The sequence below is a fragment of the Citrobacter sp. MGH105 genome (assembly GCF_001037485.2).
Lineage (GTDB): Bacteria > Pseudomonadota > Gammaproteobacteria > Enterobacterales > Enterobacteriaceae > Citrobacter > Citrobacter portucalensis.
On sequence record NZ_CP073048.1, the window covers coordinates 855,109 to 874,028 of the forward strand.

Sequence of the window (18,920 nt, forward strand, 5' to 3'; positions counted from 1 at the left end):
CGTTTATGCCTTAGCCCAGATCGCCAAAACGCACCTGTAGCGCAGTAATGGCGGTGAGCGCGGTTGTCTCAGTACGCAGAACGCGAGGTCCTAACAGAATATCAGTAAACTGATAACGTGCGGTCATGGCAATTTCATCTGCCGACAACCCGCCTTCCGGGCCAATCAGCAAGCGGATGCGTTCCACCGGCAGCGGCAGCGTATTGATGCTGGCGCTGGCGCGCGGATGCAGGTTCAGTTTCAGACCTTCGTCCTGTTCCGCGCACCATGCTTCCAAATCCATTGCCGGGCGAATTTCGGGCACCCGGTTACGACCGCACTGTTCGCAGGCGGCAATGGCGATTTTCTGCCACTGCTGGAGCTTCTTGTTCAGGCGTTCACTGTCCAGTTTAACGCCGCAGCGCTCAGAAAAAAGTGGCGTAATGAGGCTTACACCCAGTTCGATCGATTTCTGGATAGTAAATTCCATTTTTTCACCACGCGACATCACCTGACCCAGGTGGATGTGCAACGGCGACTCACGATCGTCTAGTTCAGCGTTAAGTACCTTCACGTCCACGCTTTTTTTACTGGCGTGGGTGATTTCAGCGTCGAATACCTGATTGCTGCCATCAAACAGCTGTAGCGCCTGGCCCGGTCCCATACGCAGCACGCGGCCGATATGGTTGGCTGCATCTTCACACAGTGAAATTTGGCTGCCGGAAGTGATTGGCTCAGGGTGATAAATGCGAGGAATGCGCATAGTTAAACATCCGCGTCATGGCCCTGGGCTGCGAAAGGCCAGGGCATGGTTAAAAATATTGACGCTAGTGTAGGTTAGCTCTTTTGCGCCTGGCAAGCGCGTTGCACATATGGGTTATGGTTCCCCTGTACCTTTGCAATGCGTTCGTCGCGCTCACACTCCCAGTCGGTGACCGGATATTGCTTATTCCAGGCGTTAAAAAGCTGAGTTTGCTGGCGGGAGAGCGTTAGATCGTACTGGTCGCGCATGTAAAAATAGGTACGAGCAATGGCACCGCGAGCGCGGGCTGGCGGCTCGGCAACTTTCTCTTTGAAGTCGACCTTCATGGCGCATTGCCCATACTGACCCTCGCCACCGTTCCACTGGCTGTACATGAAGTTAGCGCGATCGCCATTTACCTCACCCACAGCAGGTTGCAGGTTATGCATGTCGCTTTCCATTTTGCGATAGACCGGATCTTTGGCGCAGTTTTTACGCCCTCCGTCCTGCCAGCACTGACGCTGATGACCAAATTGCCAGGCGGGGACAACGTGTTCCCATTCAATTCGACTGGCGCGGTTTTCATTTTTTCGCACTTTATAGCCGCAGGATTCGAGGTCAACGACCCCTTTTTTGCCTTGCCAGTTAATTTTACAACCGCAGTAGAAATCGCCCGGCGCATCGGCGTTAACCTTGACGCCTGCTGCTTTTGCCTGAGAAAAACTGTTGATGCCTTCGGCTAAAACCGGGCCTGAAAACGCAGCGGCTAACAGGGCCGCAGCAAAAGAAAAATGACGGTACATCACAAACTCCGTGTCAAAACGAGCCCGCAACGTAGCGAAAGTTATTCCAGTATGCAATCAGTTAGGTCAGAAAAGTTCCTGATAATTCTGAAGATTATTCTGCAACCAGTGGTTCGCCGCAGTGAACACAGCGGTAGGTGGCCTCACCGCGCACAACGCGGTTATGGCGGCGGACGGTCAGTTGGTGCTCCTGACACTTACAGCGGTAAGTAAAGGTCTTGCGCTGCACCGATTGCAGTTCAAACTGATGCGTGCGCCGGGCCGGTACGCCCAGAACGCTTTCCATCATCCATTTCCACTCTTTCCCGTGTGGCGGCACGCGCCCAAAGTGCTTCCACACCAGTAAATGCGCCAGTTCATGGGGTACCACTTCATTAATGAATGCGTCGACGTTTTCCATCAGCAGGACGGGATTAAGGCGAATTTCATAGGTTTGTAGCCACGCAGTGCCCGCGGCGGTGCCGCGCTGTTGGTAAACCAGCTTTGGCTCCGGGTATTGGCGTTCGAGCTTGAGATTGGCCTGGGCGAGTTTTTCCCGCAGGCTACGCATAACGGCTTGCTGGATGGCGATAGGGAGACGGGAGGTTTTCATAACGCCAGAGGATAGTGCGACAGGGAAGGGACTGCAAGAGGAAGGCTTCCTCCGCAGGGGAGGAAGCCTTTGGTGATTAGTCGTGTGCGCCAATTTCGCGCAGTTTACGACCTTTCATCAGGTTACGCTCAATGTGTTCCAGAGAGACGTTTTTAGTTTCAGGGATCAGCCACAGAGTCAGGAAGATGAACAGTACGTTCAGGCCGCCGTATACCCAGAAGGTGTTGGCGCTGCCCAGTGAGTTCAGCATCGTCAGGAAGGTTGCGCCGACGATCATGTTGGCAATCCAGTTGGTTGCAGTAGAGCAGGTGATGCCGAAATCGCGGCCTTTCAGCGGCTGGATTTCAGAGCACAGTACCCAAATCAGCGGACCGGCGCTCATGGCAAAGCCAACGATAAACATCAGCAGCATCAGTACTGCGAAGTATTGTGCGGATGCCGAGTGAATACCCACGTGCATCATTGTACCCAGCACGCCCATACCAACAGCCATCACGATAAAGCCAAGGATCAGCGTAGGCTTGCGGCCCCAACGGTCAACCAGGCCAATGGCGATAAAGGTTGCCAGCACGTTGGTCAGACCGACGATAACAGTCCCCCACATCTGCTCGGTGGTGTTGGTGTAGCCCGCCAGCTCAAAGATTTTCGGTGCGTAATACATGATGACGTTCATCCCGGTGAACTGCTGCATCACCTGTAACAGAACGCCAAGGAATACTGCGCGACGGAAGTTGCTGTTTTCTTTAAACAACGCCCAGCCACTCTGCTTTACCTGCAGGCTTTCACGGATTTCATCCAGCTCGCGTTTGGCTTCTGCGCTGGTGTCACGCAGACGCAACAGGACGCGTTCGGCATCAACAAAACGACGTTTAGCTGCAAACCAACGTGGGCTGTCCGGCAGGAAGATAACGCCAACCAGCAGCAGCAGGGCAGGGATGATGATTACACCCAGCATCCAGCGCCATGCGCCGCTGTAGCTAAACGCTGTATCGGAAAGATACGCGCCCAAAATACCGATGGTGATCATCAGCTGATACATGGAGATCATGCTGCCACGAATCTTTTCCGGGGCAATTTCGGACAGGTACAGCGGCGCGGTATAAGACGCAACACCTACAGCCAGGCCGAGCAGCACGCGGGAAACCAGCAGGACTTCAACGTTTGGCGCAGCGGCGGAGAACAGTGAACCCGCAACAAACAAGATCGCACCGATCATCAGGCTTTTTTTGCGTCCCAGTTTGAAGGAGAGCCAACCGCTGCCGACAGCACCTACCGCCGCACCAAACATCATGGAACTCACCACCCATTCCTGAGTGTGCGGGGTAATTTGAAACTCGTCGGTGATGAACGGTAAAGCACCGGCAATAACACCGATATCCAGCCCAAAAAGTAATCCAGCCAGGGCTGCCAGAAAGCAGACAAAAAATGTCATGGCTTTGTTGGAACGCCCCGTTTTTTTATTGTCAGGCATGATGCCCTCCGGTTGGGTAGCTAGTTTTGTTGATGTTAAGGGTAGGTGAGTACGGGGTAAAAAAATGCGAATCACATCACATTAGTGTAATCGCTTACACTATCATTCATGCGGATTATTAGTTAATTCATTGAAAGTTAACATTATTTATTGGGATTAAATAATGTTTGTCGTCTGAATTTAAGACAATGATGAAAGATAATGTAACAGTGATGCAAGTGTGCTGGCTAAGAGATGTTAATTCAAGGTAGAGGGAAATATGGTGTGATGTAATCGCTTTCATTTTCATTTAAAGCAATAGTAATCAGCGCGGTTTGGTGATGGATGTGGGAGAGGAAATAGGTATAAAAAAAGACCAGCGCGAGGCTGGTCTTCATAAGCGTTAAGTCTGGTTTAAATTACTTCAGACCGGCAGCGTCGCGCAGCAACTGTGCTTTGTCGGTTTTTTCCCATGGGAAATGTTCGCGACCAAAGTGACCGTAAGCAGCGGTTTCTTTGTAAATCGGGTGCAGCAGATCCAGCATCTGAATCAGGCCATACGGGCGCAAGTCGAAGAACTCACGCACCAAAAGGGTCAGCTGCTCTGAAGGCACTTTTTCAGTACCGAACGTTTCCACCATGATAGATGTCGGTTCTGCCACGCCGATTGCGTAGGAAACCTGAATCTCACAACGGTCAGCCAGGCCTGCGGCAACGATGTTTTTCGCTACGTAACGGGCTGCATAGGCTGCGGAACGGTCAACTTTAGACGGATCTTTACCAGAGAATGCACCGCCGCCGTGACGCGCCATGCCGCCGTAGGTATCAACGATGATTTTACGACCGGTCAGACCGCAGTCGCCCATCGGGCCGCCGATAACGAAACGACCAGTTGGGTTGATGAAGAATTTGGTCGAAGCGGTCAGCCATTCAGTCGGCAGTACCGGCTTGATGATCTCTTCCATAACGGCTTCTTGCAGCGATTTCTGGTCGATATCTTCAGAGTGCTGAGTAGACAGAACAACCGCATCAATACCGACGATTTTGCCGTCGTCATACTGGAAGGTTACCTGGCTTTTGGCATCCGGACGCAGCCAGGATAAGGTGCCGTTTTTACGCACTTCAGCCTGACGCTGCACCAGACGGTGAGCATAGGTAATAGGTGCTGGCATCAGCACGTCGGTTTCGTTGGTTGCATAACCAAACATCAGGCCCTGGTCGCCTGCGCCCTGTTCCAGCGGATCGGCACGGTCAACACCCTGGTTGATGTCCGGAGACTGTTTACCAATCGCGCTCAGTACCGCGCAAGAGTTGGCGTCAAAGCCCATGTCGGAATGCACATAGCCAATTTCGCGAACCGTGTTACGGGTGATCTCTTCGATATCAACCCATGCGCTGGTGGTGATCTCACCGCCAACTAAAACCATACCGGTTTTGACGTAGGTTTCGCAGGCAACGCGTGCTTTTGGATCCTGTTCCAGGATTGCATCCAGCACAGCATCAGAGATTTGGTCAGCGATTTTGTCAGGATGCCCTTCTGATACGGACTCGGACGTAAAAAGGTGTTTTGCCATATTTAATTTCACCTAAGGAGAATTTGGTTAGCTCAAACTGTCGAGTGGAATAGTCATGTGTAGAAGATTCTACCATGAGTCTGCATATGACGGACACTGGCAGTCTGAGTGTTAATCGGTATAGATGGATTAACATCTGGACGGCTATTTTAGGACAGTTCTTCGCCTGATTTCCAGCTTTTTTTGATTGAGGTCGCATTGTACTGAAAATGTAACTGGAAATTTTTCCTGACGGTGCTGGCAATGTGCATATTTATCTTTTGCATTTTCGTACTGTTGTCGGTATAAAACGCGGCGCGCGGCTCATACAAAAGCACACGACGTTTTCATCGTGTTGCCACTTCCAGCCGGGTTAAAACTTTAGCTTTGGTTTGTGGGTTCGTTCCGTAAGGAGCAACCGTGGAGGTGATACGAGATAATGAACCGTTGTATTCTGCAGAATCTGTCGCACCGTTCTGGTGTACATATGTCCCCCGCAATCTGCATCTCTGCTTTGCATACCTGTCGATGTTATATACACAAAATCATTTATGCTGCGTCGAGGCGGCAAGTGAATGAGTCCCCTGAACGTACGAGTAGTACGTGACTGGGGCGAATGAGCGTAGCCAACAAAGAGGCTGCATGAAGGATGAAGTGTATACCCATCTCGGCGTATCTCAGGACTCAAGAGCCGGTAACGGTCACTAAGAACTGAACAAGGGCGCTCTTGGTAAACAAGAGTTTTCTCGTGGTTTCGCCGAACCGTCAGCATTAAGTTCGGTTACGTGTTTACATTGATATGAAAAAGAAACCGGTCGCACAGTCGGAGCGTCAGCACTATCTGCTGCAAATTCTGCCTGTATTTGGGTTGTTATCGCGTCTTCGGATTGCGATAGTAGTCAACTGTTTTACACTTGTTAATAAAATTGAGGTTCGCTATGTCTGACGACATTTCTTTGGGTTCGCCTTCGTCAGCAGGCGAACACGGTGTACTACGCTCCATGCAGGAGGTTGCAATGAGTTCCCAGGAAGCCAGCAAGATGCTGCGTACTTACAATATTGCCTGGTGGGGTAATAACTACTACGACGTCAATGAACTGGGTCACATTAGCGTGTGCCCGGATCCGGACGTACCCGAAGCGCGCGTTGACCTTGCTGAGTTGGTGAAAGCCCGTGAAGCGCAGGGCCAGCGTTTGCCTGCATTGTTCTGCTTCCCGCAGATCCTGCAACACCGTCTGCGTTCGATTAACGCCGCGTTTAAACGTGCCCGTGAATCTTACGGTTACAACGGTGACTATTTCCTCGTTTACCCGATCAAGGTCAACCAGCACCGCCGCGTGATTGAATCGCTGATCCACTCTGGCGAACCGCTGGGACTGGAAGCGGGTTCCAAAGCTGAACTGATGGCCGTTCTGGCCCATGCCGGAATGACCCGTAGCGTGATCGTGTGTAACGGTTATAAAGACCGCGAATATATCCGTCTGGCGCTGATTGGCGAGAAGATGGGCCATAAGGTCTATCTGGTCATCGAGAAGATGTCTGAAATTGCAATCGTGCTGGATGAAGCTGAACGCCTGAATGTCGTTCCGCGTCTGGGCGTGCGTGCGCGTCTGGCGTCGCAGGGCTCTGGCAAGTGGCAGTCCTCCGGCGGGGAAAAATCGAAATTCGGCCTGGCGGCAAACCAGGTGCTGCAACTGGTCGAAATTCTGCGCGAGCGCGGTCGTCTGGACAGCATTCAGTTGCTGCACTTCCACCTTGGCTCGCAGATGGCGAACATTCGTGATATTGCCACCGGCGTACGTGAATCGGCGCGTTTCTACGTTGAGCTGCACAAGCTTGGCGTCAATATCCAGTGCTTCGACGTGGGCGGTGGTCTGGGCGTGGATTACGAAGGTACCCGTTCGCAGTCTGACTGTTCCGTAAACTACGGCCTGAACGAATACGCCAACAACATCATCTGGGCTATTGGCGACGCCTGCGAAGAACACGGTCTGCCGCATCCGACGGTAATCACCGAGTCTGGCCGCGCGGTGACCGCGCACCATACCGTGCTGGTATCAAACATTATCGGCGTTGAGCGTAGCGAACACACAGAAGCAACGCCTCCGGCTGATGATGCGCCGCGTGCTTTGCAAAGCATGTGGGAAACCTGGCAAGAAATGCATGAACCGGGAACCCGTCGTTCACTGCGTGAATGGCTGCACGACAGCCAAATGGATCTGCACGATATTCACGTTGGTTACTCTTCAGGTACCTTTAGCCTGCAAGAGCGCGCGTGGGCTGAGCAGCTTTATCTGAACATGTGCCATGAAGTGCAAAAACAACTCGACCCGAGCAACCGTGCGCACCGTCCGATTATCGACGAGCTGCAGGAGCGAATGGCGGATAAGATTTACGTCAACTTCTCGCTGTTCCAGTCGATGCCGGATGCGTGGGGGATCGATCAGCTGTTCCCGGTAATGCCGCTGGAAGGGTTGAACCAGGTGCCTGAACGCCGAGCGGTGCTGTTGGATATCACCTGCGACTCTGATGGTGCTATCGACCACTACGTTGACGGTGATGGCATCGCGACCACGATGCCGATGCCGGAATATGACCCGGAGAACCCGCCGATGCTGGGCTTCTTTATGGTGGGGGCGTACCAGGAGATCCTCGGCAACATGCACAACCTGTTTGGTGATACCGAAGCGGTTGACGTGTTCGTCTTCCCTGACGGCAGCGTAGAAGTGGAATTGTCCGACGAAGGGGATACCGTGGCGGATATGCTGCAGTACGTGCAGTTGGATCCGAACACCCTGCTGACGCAGTTCCGTGACCAGGTGAAAAAGACCGATCTGGATACTGAGCTGCAGCAACAGTTTCTCGAAGAGTTTGAGGCCGGTCTGTACGGTTATACTTATCTGGAAGATGAGTAACGATAAATGCCTGCTGGCGCTACGCTTACCGGGCCTACGGAAGTAGGCCGGATAAGGCGAAGCCGCATTTGTGGCACTTACTTGAATCCGTACAAAATAACGGCGATAATTTGCCGTAAATATGCAGCTACCAAATCAATCCCTTCCTCGTCGGGCTTAACGACGCGGAGGGGATTTTTTTTCATCGATTTTTAAAGAGGTCAGTACATGAGCACCTTAGGTCATCAATACGACAACTCCCTGGTTTCTAACGCCTTTGGTTTTTTACGTCTGCCGATGAACTTCATGCCGTACGACAGCGACGCCGACTGGGTGATCACCGGTGTACCGTTTGATATGGCAACGTCTGGCCGCGCGGGCGGGCGTCATGGTCCGGCGGCGATCCGTCAGGTGTCCACTAACCTGGCGTGGGAGCATAACCGCTTCCCGTGGAACTTCGATATGCGCGAGCGCCTGAACGTGGTGGACTGCGGCGATCTGGTCTATGCCTTCGGTGATGCGCGTGAAATGAGTGAAAAACTGCAGGCTCATGCTGAGAAGCTGCTTTCTGCCGGTAAGCGCATGCTCTCCTTCGGCGGCGACCACTTCGTCACGCTGCCGCTGCTGCGCGCGCACGCTAAGCATTTTGGTAAAATGGCGCTGGTGCACTTTGATGCCCACACCGACACCTACGCTAACGGCTGTGAATTCGACCACGGCACCATGTTCTACACTGCGCCGAACGAAGGTCTGATCGATCCGAATCACTCAGTGCAGATTGGTATCCGTACCGAGTTCGACAAAGATAACGGCTTTACCGTGCTGGATGCCTGCCAGGTGAACGATCGCGGCGTAGATGACATCATCGCCCAGGTTAAGCAGATTGTCGGTGATATGCCGGTGTATCTGACCTTTGATATCGACTGTCTGGATCCAGCGTTTGCGCCGGGTACCGGTACGCCAGTGATTGGCGGTCTGACTTCCGACCGCGCGATCAAGCTGGTACGTGGTATGAAAGATCTGAACATCGTCGGGATGGACGTCGTTGAAGTGGCTCCGGCCTACGATCAGTCAGAGATCACCGCGCTGGCGGCGGCTACGCTGGCTCTGGAAATGCTGTACATCCAGGCAGCGAAAAAAGGCGAGTAAGTTGTTTTGCCGGATGGCGCTAACGCTTATCCGGCCTACAGCTGGTTGATGTTTGTAGGCCGGATAAGGCGTTCACGCCGCATCCGGCACGATTAACGGTTATTTGATCCCGTCGGCGCTCATGCGATCGCGAATATGTTGCGCACGTTCTGCGGATGCCGGGTGATCGTCAAACATTGAGCTTTGACGTCCAGCTTCCAGTTTGGCCAGTTTCTCAAAGCTGGTGGCTAAACCTGCCGGATTGATCCCGCGTTTGCGCAACAAATCATACGAGTAATCATCCGCCTCGGATTCCTGACGCTGGGAGAACTGCGAGTTCACCAGTTTCTCGCCAAGATCGCCCAATTGCGACTGTGACAGGCTGCCGACAATGCCGCCAGCTGACGCCGCCGCTGCACGTACGGCGTTTGTACCCAGCGCAACCTGCATGCCTTTTTTCACGTGGCCCAGCGCGACGTGGCCCATTTCATGGCCGATCACCGCTTCGACTTCGTTGTCGGTCATCATATCCATCAGGCCGCTGTACACGCGGATACAGCCGTTTGCCATGGCAAAGGCATTCACATCTTTCGCCATATAGACTTTGTAGTTCACCGGCTGGCCGTTTATGTTATCGCCAAGCGCGGCGGCGATTTTGCCAAGACGCGTTGCGTACTCGCTGCTGGCCGGAGCGATAGTAGCCTTGCTGTCCATATCTTTACAGGCCTGATCGCTCAGCGCTTTTACCTGAGCATCGCTCAGACTGTAGGCCTGAAAAGCCTCCGCGCCAGAAGAAAGCAGTCCGTTGGAGTCCATGTTCTGGCAGCCGGTCAATGCCGCAGCCATGCTCGTAGCAAGCAGTAAAGCGCGAATTTTCATTTTTTCTCTTCCGCACAAAGTCAGGATTATTCTAAAAATTACGTCGTTTGCAGGTGAACCGACGCTCGGCCTAAGTATAAAGAAAAGAACAATACGCGGGCGAGAAGATTGCGCAACTTGCGCGCATGATCCAGAGATTTCTGAAGCGGCAAAAGGATGCTCCATGTACATGACACGCGGCTTGGGTTACATTGTTGGCACTTTTTTCCGGCGTAGCCCAAAACGCGCTGTCGTCAAGTCGTTAAGGGCTCAGCCTTCATTATCCGATCTGGAGTCAAAATGTCCTCACGTAAAGAGCTTGCCAATGCTATTCGTGCGCTGAGCATGGACGCAGTACAGAAAGCCAAATCCGGTCACCCGGGTGCCCCGATGGGTATGGCTGACATTGCCGAAGTCCTGTGGCGTGATTTCCTGAACCACAACCCGACTAACCCGTCCTGGGCTGACCGTGACCGCTTCGTGCTGTCCAACGGTCACGGCTCCATGCTGATTTATAGCCTGCTGCACCTCACCGGCTACGATCTGCCGATGTCCGAGCTGCAGAACTTCCGTCAGCTGCACTCCAAAACTCCGGGTCACCCGGAAGTGGGTTACACCGCCGGTGTTGAAACCACTACAGGTCCTCTGGGTCAGGGCATTGCGAATGCAGTGGGTATGGCTATCGCTGAAAAAACGCTGGCGGCGCAGTTTAACCGTCCAGGTCACGACATCGTTGACCACTTCACCTATGCTTTCATGGGCGACGGCTGCATGATGGAAGGTATCTCTCACGAGGTATGTTCCCTGGCCGGTACGCTGAAGCTGGGTAAACTGGTTGCGTTCTACGATGACAACGGCATCTCTATCGATGGCCACGTTGAAGGCTGGTTCACCGATGACACCGCGAAGCGTTTTGAAGCTTACGGCTGGCATGTGGTTCGTGGCGTTGATGGCCACGATGCTGACGCCATTAAACGTGCAGTAGAAGAAGCACGCGCAGTGACCGACAAACCGTCCCTGCTGATGTGCAAAACCATCATCGGTTTCGGTTCTCCGAACAAAGCGGGTACTCACGACTCTCACGGTGCACCGCTGGGCGATGCAGAAATCGCACTGACCCGTGAACAGCTGGGCTGGAAATACGCGCCGTTCGAAATCCCGTCTGAAATCTACGCGCAGTGGGATGCGAAAGAAGCAGGCCAGGCAAAAGAAGCTGCATGGAACGAGAAGTTCGCTGCTTATGCGAAAGCCTTCCCGCAGGAAGCGGCTGAATTCACCCGTCGTATGAAAGGTGAAATGCCGTCTGACTTCGACGCAAAAGCGAACGAGTTCATTGCTAAGCTGCAGGCTAATCCGGCGAAAATCGCCAGCCGTAAAGCTTCTCAGAACGCGATTGAAGCCTTCGGTCCTCTGCTGCCTGAATTCCTCGGCGGCTCCGCTGACCTGGCACCGTCGAACCTGACGCTGTGGTCTGGTTCGAAAGCGATTAACGAAGATACTGCCGGTAACTACATCCATTACGGTGTGCGTGAATTCGGTATGACCGCTATCGCGAACGGTATCTCCCTGCACGGTGGTTTCCTGCCGTACACCTCCACCTTCCTGATGTTTGTGGAATATGCCCGTAACGCGGTGCGTATGGCTGCGCTGATGAAACAGCGTCAGGTCATGGTCTACACCCACGACTCCATCGGTCTGGGCGAAGACGGCCCGACTCACCAGCCGGTAGAGCAGGTTGCTTCTCTGCGTGTGACCCCGAACATGAGCACATGGCGTCCGTGTGACCAGGTTGAATCCGCCGTTGCGTGGAAATACGGTGTTGAGCGTCAGGACGGCCCGACCGCGCTGATCCTCTCCCGCCAGAACCTGGCACAGCAGGAGCGTACCGAAGAGCAACTGGCAAACATCGCTCGCGGTGGTTACGTGCTGAAAGACTGCGACGGTCAGCCGGAACTGATCTTCATCGCAACTGGTTCTGAAGTTGAGCTGGCTGTGGCTGCGTGGGACAAACTGACTGCCGAAGGCGTGAAGGCTCGCGTGGTTTCCATGCCGTCTACCGACGCGTTCGACAAACAGGATGCCGCTTACCGTGAGTCTGTGCTGCCGAAAGCGGTTTCCGCTCGCGTTGCAGTGGAAGCAGGTATCGCGGACTACTGGTTCAAATACGTGGGCCTGAACGGCGCAATCGTCGGTATGACCACCTTTGGTGAGTCTGCTCCGGCAGAGCTGCTGTTTGAAGAGTTCGGCTTCACCGTAGACAACGTTGTCGCGAAAGCAAAAGAACTGCTGTAATTTCGATTACAGGTGAAAACGGGTCGCTCAGGCGGCCCGTTTTTTTTTTGCTTTTCCGGAACGCGCCGCGCGTTGCGCAATCGCACGGTTCAGTCTGCTATCCAGACCGTCTGCGGCATCATTGAAGGGCTCCGGGACTCGGACCTCGCGCTGGTGATTAGATGCAGGTTAGGGGGCTTTCTGATTTAAATCAGGGTGTGTAACACGACAATGAAATAATTTTGCTACGGTTATTCGTCATTCTGGAATATGGAATAAATTTAGCGTTGAATGGCGTTAAAATGTGACGCAAGTCAGATAACTGTGTTCTGTTGCTGGACAATCATTCCTTTTATTCCTCGTTTCGCTTATTCTAGCTGAAGCGTTTCAGTCGATTAAATGTTCGACAATTAACCAATTAGTCGCAGTTTGCGACAGGTAAGGTTTCCCTGAGCGATTTGCTGCATTACTCTGTCTGCCACATCGTTTCTGAGAAATCCTTGCAGGAGACCTATGACCGTACGCGTAGCGATTAATGGTTTCGGTCGCATCGGACGCAACGTGGTTCGTGCTTTGTATGAATCCGGGCGTCGGGCGGAAATCACCGTGGTGGCAATCAACGAACTTGCGGATGCTGCAGGCATGGCGCATTTGTTGAAATATGACACCAGCCATGGACGTTTTGCCTGGGATGTTCGTCAGGAACGTGACCAGCTCATCGTTGGCGATGACGCTATCCGCATTCTGCATGAGCGAACACTCGATGCACTTCCATGGCGCGAACTGGGTGTCGACATCGTGCTGGATTGTACGGGGGTCTTCGGCAATCGCGAACACGGCGAGGCGCATATTGCCGCTGGTGCAAAAAAAGTGCTCTTTTCACATCCTGGTAGTCACGACATCGACGCAACCGTTGTGTATGGCGTTAATCAGGATCAGCTGCGCGCTGAGCACCGGATCGTTTCCAACGCTTCCTGCACCACGAATTGCATAATACCCGTCATTAAATTGCTGGATGATGCTTACGGCATTGAGTCTGGTACCGTCACCACGATCCACTCCGCGATGCACGATCAGCAGGTTATTGATGCTTATCATCCTGACCTGCGTCGCACGCGAGCGGCCAGCCAGTCGATTATTCCGGTTGATACCAAACTGGCGGCGGGCATCACGCGAATTTTTCCGCAGTTTAACGATCGTTTTGAAGCGATAGCGGTGCGTGTACCAACCATAAATGTGACGGCGATCGACTTAAGCGTGACGGTGAAAAAACCAGTAAAAGCCAGTGAAGTCAACCAGTTGCTGCAAAAAGCAGCACAAGGTGCATTTCATGGTATAGTTGACTATACGGAATTACCGTTGGTCTCTGTAGATTTTAACCACGACCCGCACAGTGCCATCGTTGATGGTACGCAAACGCGTGTGAGTGGCGCTCACCTGATCAAAACGCTGGTCTGGTGTGATAATGAATGGGGCTTTGCTAACCGTATGCTCGACACTACGTTAGCGATGGCTGCTATTGGTTTCAGGCTCGACGCTTGAGCGTCGACAAAACTTTATGAATCAACGAGAGGATTCACCATGTCTGTAATTAAGATGACCGATCTGGATCTGGCTGGTAAACGCGTTTTTATCCGTGCGGACCTGAACGTACCAGTTAAAGAAGGGAAAGTAACCAGCGATGCGCGTATCCGTGCTTCTCTGCCGACCATCGAACTGGCCCTGAAACAGGGTGCGAAAGTGATGGTAACTTCCCACCTGGGTCGTCCTACCGAAGGCGAGTACAACGAAGAATTCTCTCTGCTGCCGGTTGTTAACTACCTGAAAGACAAACTGTCTGCTCCGGTTCGCCTGGTAAAAGATTACCTGGACGGCGTTGAAGTCGCTGCCGGTGAACTGGTGGTTCTGGAAAACGTTCGCTTCAACAAAGGCGAGAAGAAAGACGACGAAGCACTGTCCAAAAAATATGCTGCGCTGTGCGACGTATTCGTAATGGATGCTTTCGGTACAGCTCACCGTGCACAGGCTTCTACTCACGGTATCGGTAAATTCGCTGATGTAGCTTGCGCAGGCCCGCTGCTGGCTGCTGAGCTGGATGCGCTGGGTAAAGCACTGAAAGAACCTGCTCGTCCGATGGTTGCTATCGTTGGCGGTTCTAAAGTTTCCACCAAACTGACCGTTCTGGATTCTCTGTCAAAAATCGCTGACCAGCTGATCGTTGGCGGTGGTATCGCGAACACCTTCGTTGCCGCTCAAGGCCACAACGTGGGTAAATCCCTGTACGAAGCTGACCTGGTTGACGAAGCTAAGCGTCTGCTGACCACTTGCGACATCCCGGTCCCGACTGACGTTCGCGTAGCGACTGAATTCTCTGAAACTGCACCGGCTACTCTGAAGTCCGTAAGCGATGTGAAAGAAGACGAGCAGATCCTGGACATCGGCGACGCTTCTGCACAGCAGCTGGCTGACATCCTGAAAAATGCGAAAACCATTCTGTGGAACGGCCCGGTTGGCGTGTTCGAATTCCCGAACTTCCGCAAAGGTACTGAAATCGTTGCTAACGCTATCGCAGACAGCGAAGCGTTCTCTATCGCAGGCGGCGGTGACACCCTGGCAGCAATCGACCTGTTCGGCATTGCTGACAAAATCTCCTACATCTCCACTGGCGGCGGCGCTTTCCTCGAATTCGTGGAAGGTAAAGTATTGCCAGCAGTAGCGATGCTCGAAGAGCGCGCTAAAAAGTAAGCATTTAATGGGCAGGGAAACCTGCCCAATTATTAGCGCGCTTTAGAGCGCGCGCCCTTTCCAAGGCCGAAGATACAGGATTCGTAATATGTCTAAAATTTTTGATTTCGTAAAACCAGGCGTAATCACTGGTGATGACGTACAGAAAGTTTTCCAGGTAGCAAAAGAAAACAACTTTGCTCTGCCAGCTGTTAACTGCGTGGGTACCGACTCCATCAACGCCGTTCTGGAAACCGCTGCAAAAGTTAAAGCGCCGGTAATCGTACAGTTCTCCAACGGTGGTGCTTCTTTCATCGCGGGTAAAGGCGTGAAGTCTGACGTTCCTCAGGGCGCTGCAATCCTGGGTGCTATCTCTGGCGCGCATCACGTTCACCAGATGGCTGAACACTACGGTGTTCCGGTTATCCTGCACACTGACCACTGCGCGAAGAAACTACTGCCGTGGATCGACGGTCTGCTGGACGCGGGTGAAAAACACTTCGCAGCAACCGGCAAACCGCTGTTCTCTTCTCACATGATCGACCTGTCTGAAGAGTCTCTGGAAGAGAACATCGAAATCTGCTCCAAATACCTGGCGCGCATGTCCAAAATGGGCATGACCCTGGAAATCGAACTGGGTTGCACCGGTGGCGAAGAAGACGGCGTGGACAACAGCCACATGGACGCTTCTGCACTGTACACCCAGCCGGAAGACGTTGATTACGCATACACCGAGCTGAGCAAAATCAGCCCGCGTTTCACCATCGCAGCTTCCTTCGGTAACGTTCACGGCGTTTACAAGCCGGGTAACGTTGTTCTGACCCCGACCATCCTGCGCGACTCTCAGGACTATGTTTCTAAGAAACATAACCTGCCGCACAACAGCCTGAACTTCGTCTTCCACGGCGGTTCCGGTTCTACTGCTCAGGAAATCAAAGACTCCGTAAGCTACGGCGTAGTGAAAATGAACATCGACACCGATACCCAATGGGCTACCTGGGAAGGCGTTCTGAACTACTACAAAGCGAACGAAGCTTACCTGCAGGGCCAGCTGGGCAACCCGAAAGGCGAAGATCAGCCGAACAAGAAATACTACGATCCGCGCGTATGGCTGCGTGCTGGTCAGGCAACCATGATCACCCGTCTGGAACAGGCTTTCAAAGAACTGAACGCGGTTGACGTTCTGTAATTTACGCCGTTCTACGTGACATGAGGCCCGCAAATGCGGGCCTTTTTTATTGCCATTTCAATATGCTGCTGGCAGAGAATTCTGTGATCTGTTTGGCAAAATCCAGGTTTATTGTTTACCCTTGTCAGATTGCCAGTCCCGTTGGGACGGCTTTATTTTTCCCATTTGGGTAAGCAAAAAAGGAATATTGAATGGAAGATTTGAATGTTGTCGACAGCATAAATGGTGCGGGCACCTGGCTGGTCCGCAATCAGGAGCTGCTGTTAAGCTATGCCGTCAACATCGTTGCGGCCATCGCCATTGTCATTATCGGTATGATTGTGGCGCGCATCGTATCAAACACCGTTAACCGCCTGATGGTGGCACGTAAAATTGATGCAACCGTTGCTGACTTCCTCTCCGCACTGGTGCGCTACGGGATTATCGCGTTCACGCTGATTGCCGCTCTGGGTCGCGTTGGGGTACAAACCGCTTCTGTGATTGCCGTTCTCGGTGCCGCAGGTTTAGCCGTTGGTCTGGCGCTGCAAGGTTCGCTGTCTAACCTCGCCGCTGGCGTGCTGCTGGTGATGTTCCGTCCGTTCCGCGCAGGTGAGTATGTAGACCTCGGCGGCGTAGCGGGAACCGTACTCAACGTGCAGATTTTCTCCACGACTATGCGTACCGTAGACGGTAAGATTGTTGTGATCCCAAACGGTAAAATCATTGCCGGGAACATCATTAACTTCTCTCGTGAGCCGGTTCGTCGTAACGAATTTATCATCGGCGTGGCTTACGACTCCGATATCGATCAGGTGAAAAAAATCCTCACCGATATCATTCAGTCTGACGAGCGTATCCTTAAAGATCGTGAAATGACGGTGCGCCTGAATGAGCTGGGCGCTTCCTCGATCAATTTTGTGGTACGCGTCTGGAGCAACAGTAGCGATCTGCAAAGCGTCTACTGGGACGTACTGGAGCGTATTAAACGCGAGTTTGACGCCAACGGTATCAGCTTCCCGTACCCGCAGATGGATGTGAACTTCAAGCGTGTGAAAGAGAGCGCGGCAGAGTAATCGCGTGCCCGGTGGCGCTATCGCTTACCGGGCCCGCAGGTTTTGTAGGCCGGATAAGGCGTCAGCCGTCATCCGGCATTTCCCCCCCCTTGGTATTAATTCTTCTTATCCCTGATTAAAATTATCCATTTCCGCTAATGTTTTCCCCGCGCTATAGTCTGCTCCTAAGAGAAACAGTTCGGGATGATTAACGTGTTATCGTATTATTTTCAAGGGCTTGCACTTGGTGCGGCTATGATACTTCCGCTCGGTCCGCAAAACGCCTTCGTGATGAATCAGGGGATCCGTCGCCAGTATCACATCATGATTGCTTTACTCTGCGCTATCAGCGACTTAGTGCTGATTTGCGCGGGGATCTTTGGCGGTAGCGCCTTGCTGATGCAGTCACCATGGCTGATGGCGCTTGTCACCTGGGGTGGGGTGGCATTTTTACTCTGGTACGGTTTCGGGGCGTTAAAAACGGCGATGAGCAGTAACCTGGAACTGGCCAGCGCCGAGGTGATGAAGCAGGGCCGCTGGAAAATTATCGCTACTATGCTGGCGGTGACATGGCTCAACCCCCATGTTTACCTGGATACCTTTGTGGTGCTGGGGAGTCTGGGAGGCCAACTGGACGTTGAGCCTAAGCGCTGGTTTGCGCTGGGTACCGTCAGCGCTTCGTTCCTGTGGTTCTTCGGCCTGGCATTGCTGGCGGCCTGGCTCGCTCCGCGTTTGCGCACTGCTAAAGCACAGCGGATCATCAATACCCTGGTAGGATTGGTGATGTGGTTTATCGCTTTTCAGTTGGCAAAAGAAGGTGTTGCGCACGTTCATGCGTTGTTCAACTAAGTGTTGTCTGATGGACAACGCAGCGAGATCGGCTAAGCTTGCCTGCATGTGCCCTGAGTTTCGGGGTAATTAATGAAACATGGAGGAACGACCGTGAAGTTCAAAATAATGGCCCTGGCGGCATTAGTCGGATTCAGCGCACTATCGGTACAGGCAAATGAGTTGCCAAATGGACCGCACATCGTGACTTCCGGAACGGCAAGCGTGGATGCGGCACCAGACATCGCTACTCTGGCGATTGAAGTGAACGTTGCTGCAAAGGATGCGGCTTCAGCGAAGAAGCAGGCAGATGAGCGCGTGGCGCAATATCTGTCCTTCCTTGAACAGAACCAGATAGCGAAGAAAGATATTAGCGCGGCAAACCTGCGCACCCAGCCGGACTACGACTACCAGAATGGTAAAAGCGTCCTTAAAGGCTATCGTGCGGTACGTACCGTTGAGGTCACGCTGCGTCAGTTGGACAAACTCAACGCGCTGCTTGATGGTGCGCTGAAGGCCGGTCTGAATGAGATCCGTTCGGTATCGCTTGGCGTTGCCCAGCCGGATACTTACAAAGATAAAGCGCGTAAAGCAGCAATTGATGATGCTATTCATCAGGCTGAGCAGTTAGCTGCGGGCTTTAACAGCAAATTGGGGCCCGTTTACAGCGTGCGTTACCACGTTTCCAATTATCAACCGAGCCCGATGGTACGGATGATGAAAGCAGATGCAGCGCCTGCGACATCCGCTCAGGAAACCTACGAACAGCCGGTTATTCAGTTTGACGATCAGGTTGATGTGGTCTTCCAGATTGAGCCGACGGCGGGGCAGCCAGCAGCAACGCCAGCCAAAACCCAGTAATCATTGCAGACCCGGCT

16 protein-coding genes and 1 pseudogene are annotated in these 18,920 nt (G+C 53.0%); 11 read left to right on the top strand and 6 right to left on the bottom strand.

Going from position 1 to position 18,920, the window contains the following annotated elements; translation table 11 throughout:
* Window positions 1-10: 10 nt before the first annotated feature.
* The 5 genes from rsmE to metK form a co-directional block, all read right to left on the bottom strand.
* A complete protein-coding gene (gene rsmE, locus SK35_RS04130; protein ID WP_008785768.1) occupies window positions 11-742 on the bottom strand; it encodes a 16S rRNA (uracil(1498)-N(3))-methyltransferase in 732 nt (243 codons plus the stop codon).
* A gap of 74 nt (window positions 743-816) precedes the next feature.
* Window positions 817-1,524, bottom strand: a complete 708-nt coding sequence (endA, locus tag SK35_RS04135; RefSeq protein WP_008785767.1) for a deoxyribonuclease I — start codon at window positions 1,522-1,524, stop codon at window positions 817-819.
* A gap of 94 nt (window positions 1,525-1,618) precedes the next feature.
* On the bottom strand, window positions 1,619-2,116 hold the full coding sequence (locus SK35_RS04140) for a SprT family zinc-dependent metalloprotease (RefSeq protein WP_003825440.1): 498 nt from the start codon (window positions 2,114-2,116) through the stop codon (window positions 1,619-1,621).
* 76 nt (window positions 2,117-2,192) lie between these two features.
* Window positions 2,193-3,587, bottom strand: coding sequence for a galactose/proton symporter (gene galP / locus SK35_RS04145; RefSeq protein WP_008785766.1), 1,395 nt, complete (start codon window positions 3,585-3,587; stop codon window positions 2,193-2,195).
* A 398-nt stretch (window positions 3,588-3,985) separates the two neighbouring features.
* The gene (gene metK, locus SK35_RS04150) at window positions 3,986-5,140 is read right to left on the bottom strand and encodes a methionine adenosyltransferase (RefSeq protein ID WP_020996311.1); all 1,155 of its coding nucleotides are present in this window, start codon (window positions 5,138-5,140) and stop codon (window positions 3,986-3,988) included.
* A 418-nt stretch (window positions 5,141-5,558) separates the two neighbouring features.
* Between metK and SK35_RS27045 the strand changes: the two are divergent.
* The 4 genes and pseudogenes from SK35_RS27045 to speB form a co-directional block, all read left to right on the top strand.
* A pseudogene (locus SK35_RS27045) lies at window positions 5,559-5,660 on the top strand (hypothetical protein); the annotation flags it as partial.
* 258 nt (window positions 5,661-5,918) lie between these two features.
* Window positions 5,919-6,065, top strand: a complete 147-nt coding sequence (gene yqgB, locus SK35_RS04160) for an acid stress response protein YqgB (RefSeq protein WP_071692618.1) — start codon at window positions 5,919-5,921, stop codon at window positions 6,063-6,065.
* Window positions 6,058-8,034: a biosynthetic arginine decarboxylase gene (gene speA, locus SK35_RS04165; protein ID WP_075551233.1), complete on the top strand. Its 1,977-nt coding sequence runs from the start codon at window positions 6,058-6,060 to the stop codon at window positions 8,032-8,034. Before yqgB ends, speA begins: the two co-directional genes overlap by 8 nt.
* A gap of 207 nt (window positions 8,035-8,241) precedes the next feature.
* A complete protein-coding gene (gene speB / locus SK35_RS04170; protein WP_048215576.1) occupies window positions 8,242-9,162 on the top strand; it encodes an agmatinase in 921 nt (306 codons plus the stop codon).
* A 99-nt stretch (window positions 9,163-9,261) separates the two neighbouring features.
* Here speB and SK35_RS04175 read toward each other — a convergent pair whose 3' ends face one another.
* Complete coding sequence (locus SK35_RS04175) at window positions 9,262-10,020, bottom strand: M48 family metallopeptidase (protein WP_003825452.1); 759 nt, start codon at window positions 10,018-10,020, stop codon at window positions 9,262-9,264.
* A 279-nt stretch (window positions 10,021-10,299) separates the two neighbouring features.
* Here SK35_RS04175 and tkt point away from each other — a divergent pair, with 279 nt between their 5' ends.
* The 7 genes from tkt to SK35_RS04210 all read left to right on the top strand — a co-directional run bounded on the left by tkt (window position 10,300) and on the right by SK35_RS04210 (window position 18,903).
* Window positions 10,300-12,291 carry a transketolase gene (tkt, locus tag SK35_RS04180; RefSeq protein ID WP_048215577.1) on the top strand — a complete coding sequence of 664 codons (1,992 nt, stop codon included), beginning with the start codon at window positions 10,300-10,302 and terminating at the stop codon, window positions 12,289-12,291.
* 492 nt (window positions 12,292-12,783) lie between these two features.
* Window positions 12,784-13,812: an erythrose-4-phosphate dehydrogenase gene (gene epd, locus SK35_RS04185; RefSeq protein ID WP_008785759.1), complete on the top strand. Its 1,029-nt coding sequence runs from the start codon at window positions 12,784-12,786 to the stop codon at window positions 13,810-13,812.
* 39 nt (window positions 13,813-13,851) lie between these two features.
* Entirely contained in the window at window positions 13,852-15,015 is a 1,164-nt protein-coding gene (gene pgk / locus SK35_RS04190; RefSeq protein WP_003027032.1) for a phosphoglycerate kinase, read from the top strand.
* 88 nt (window positions 15,016-15,103) lie between these two features.
* The gene (fbaA, locus tag SK35_RS04195; RefSeq protein WP_003027029.1) at window positions 15,104-16,183 is read left to right on the top strand and encodes a class II fructose-bisphosphate aldolase; all 1,080 of its coding nucleotides are present in this window, start codon (window positions 15,104-15,106) and stop codon (window positions 16,181-16,183) included.
* 191 nt (window positions 16,184-16,374) lie between these two features.
* The gene (locus SK35_RS04200; protein WP_003825461.1) at window positions 16,375-17,235 is read left to right on the top strand and encodes a small-conductance mechanosensitive channel MscS; all 861 of its coding nucleotides are present in this window, start codon (window positions 16,375-16,377) and stop codon (window positions 17,233-17,235) included.
* A gap of 192 nt (window positions 17,236-17,427) precedes the next feature.
* Window positions 17,428-18,063 carry an arginine exporter ArgO gene (gene argO, locus SK35_RS04205; RefSeq protein WP_003027005.1) on the top strand — a complete coding sequence of 212 codons (636 nt, stop codon included), beginning with the start codon at window positions 17,428-17,430 and terminating at the stop codon, window positions 18,061-18,063.
* 93 nt (window positions 18,064-18,156) lie between these two features.
* Window positions 18,157-18,903: an oxidative stress defense protein gene (locus SK35_RS04210; RefSeq protein WP_048215578.1), complete on the top strand. Its 747-nt coding sequence runs from the start codon at window positions 18,157-18,159 to the stop codon at window positions 18,901-18,903.
* The last annotated feature ends 17 nt before the right edge of the window (window positions 18,904-18,920 follow it).

What these genes read in the sequence shown, in the direction of transcription:
- fbaA (WP_003027029.1), top strand. Translation starts at nt 15,104, where the DNA reads ATGTCTAAAATTTTTGATTTCGTAAAACCAGGCGTAATCACTGGTGAT.
- yqgB (WP_071692618.1), top strand. Translation starts at nt 5,919, where the DNA reads ATGAAAAAGAAACCGGTCGCACAGTCGGAGCGTCAGCACTATCTGCTG.
- SK35_RS04140 (WP_003825440.1), bottom strand. Translation starts at nt 2,116, where the DNA reads ATGAAAACCTCCCGTCTCCCTATCGCCATCCAGCAAGCCGTTATGCGT.
- SK35_RS04175 (WP_003825452.1), bottom strand. Translation starts at nt 10,020, where the DNA reads ATGAAAATTCGCGCTTTACTGCTTGCTACGAGCATGGCTGCGGCATTG.
- speB (WP_048215576.1), top strand. Translation starts at nt 8,242, where the DNA reads ATGAGCACCTTAGGTCATCAATACGACAACTCCCTGGTTTCTAACGCC.
- endA (WP_008785767.1), bottom strand. Translation starts at nt 1,524, where the DNA reads ATGTACCGTCATTTTTCTTTTGCTGCGGCCCTGTTAGCCGCTGCGTTT.
- rsmE (WP_008785768.1), bottom strand. Translation starts at nt 742, where the DNA reads ATGCGCATTCCTCGCATTTATCACCCTGAGCCAATCACTTCCGGCAGC.
- epd (WP_008785759.1), top strand. Translation starts at nt 12,784, where the DNA reads ATGACCGTACGCGTAGCGATTAATGGTTTCGGTCGCATCGGACGCAAC.
- tkt (WP_048215577.1), top strand. Translation starts at nt 10,300, where the DNA reads ATGTCCTCACGTAAAGAGCTTGCCAATGCTATTCGTGCGCTGAGCATG.
- SK35_RS04200 (WP_003825461.1), top strand. Translation starts at nt 16,375, where the DNA reads ATGGAAGATTTGAATGTTGTCGACAGCATAAATGGTGCGGGCACCTGG.
- galP (WP_008785766.1), bottom strand. Translation starts at nt 3,587, where the DNA reads ATGCCTGACAATAAAAAAACGGGGCGTTCCAACAAAGCCATGACATTT.
- speA (WP_075551233.1), top strand. Translation starts at nt 6,058, where the DNA reads ATGTCTGACGACATTTCTTTGGGTTCGCCTTCGTCAGCAGGCGAACAC.
- metK (WP_020996311.1), bottom strand. Translation starts at nt 5,140, where the DNA reads ATGGCAAAACACCTTTTTACGTCCGAGTCCGTATCAGAAGGGCATCCT.
- pgk (WP_003027032.1), top strand. Translation starts at nt 13,852, where the DNA reads ATGTCTGTAATTAAGATGACCGATCTGGATCTGGCTGGTAAACGCGTT.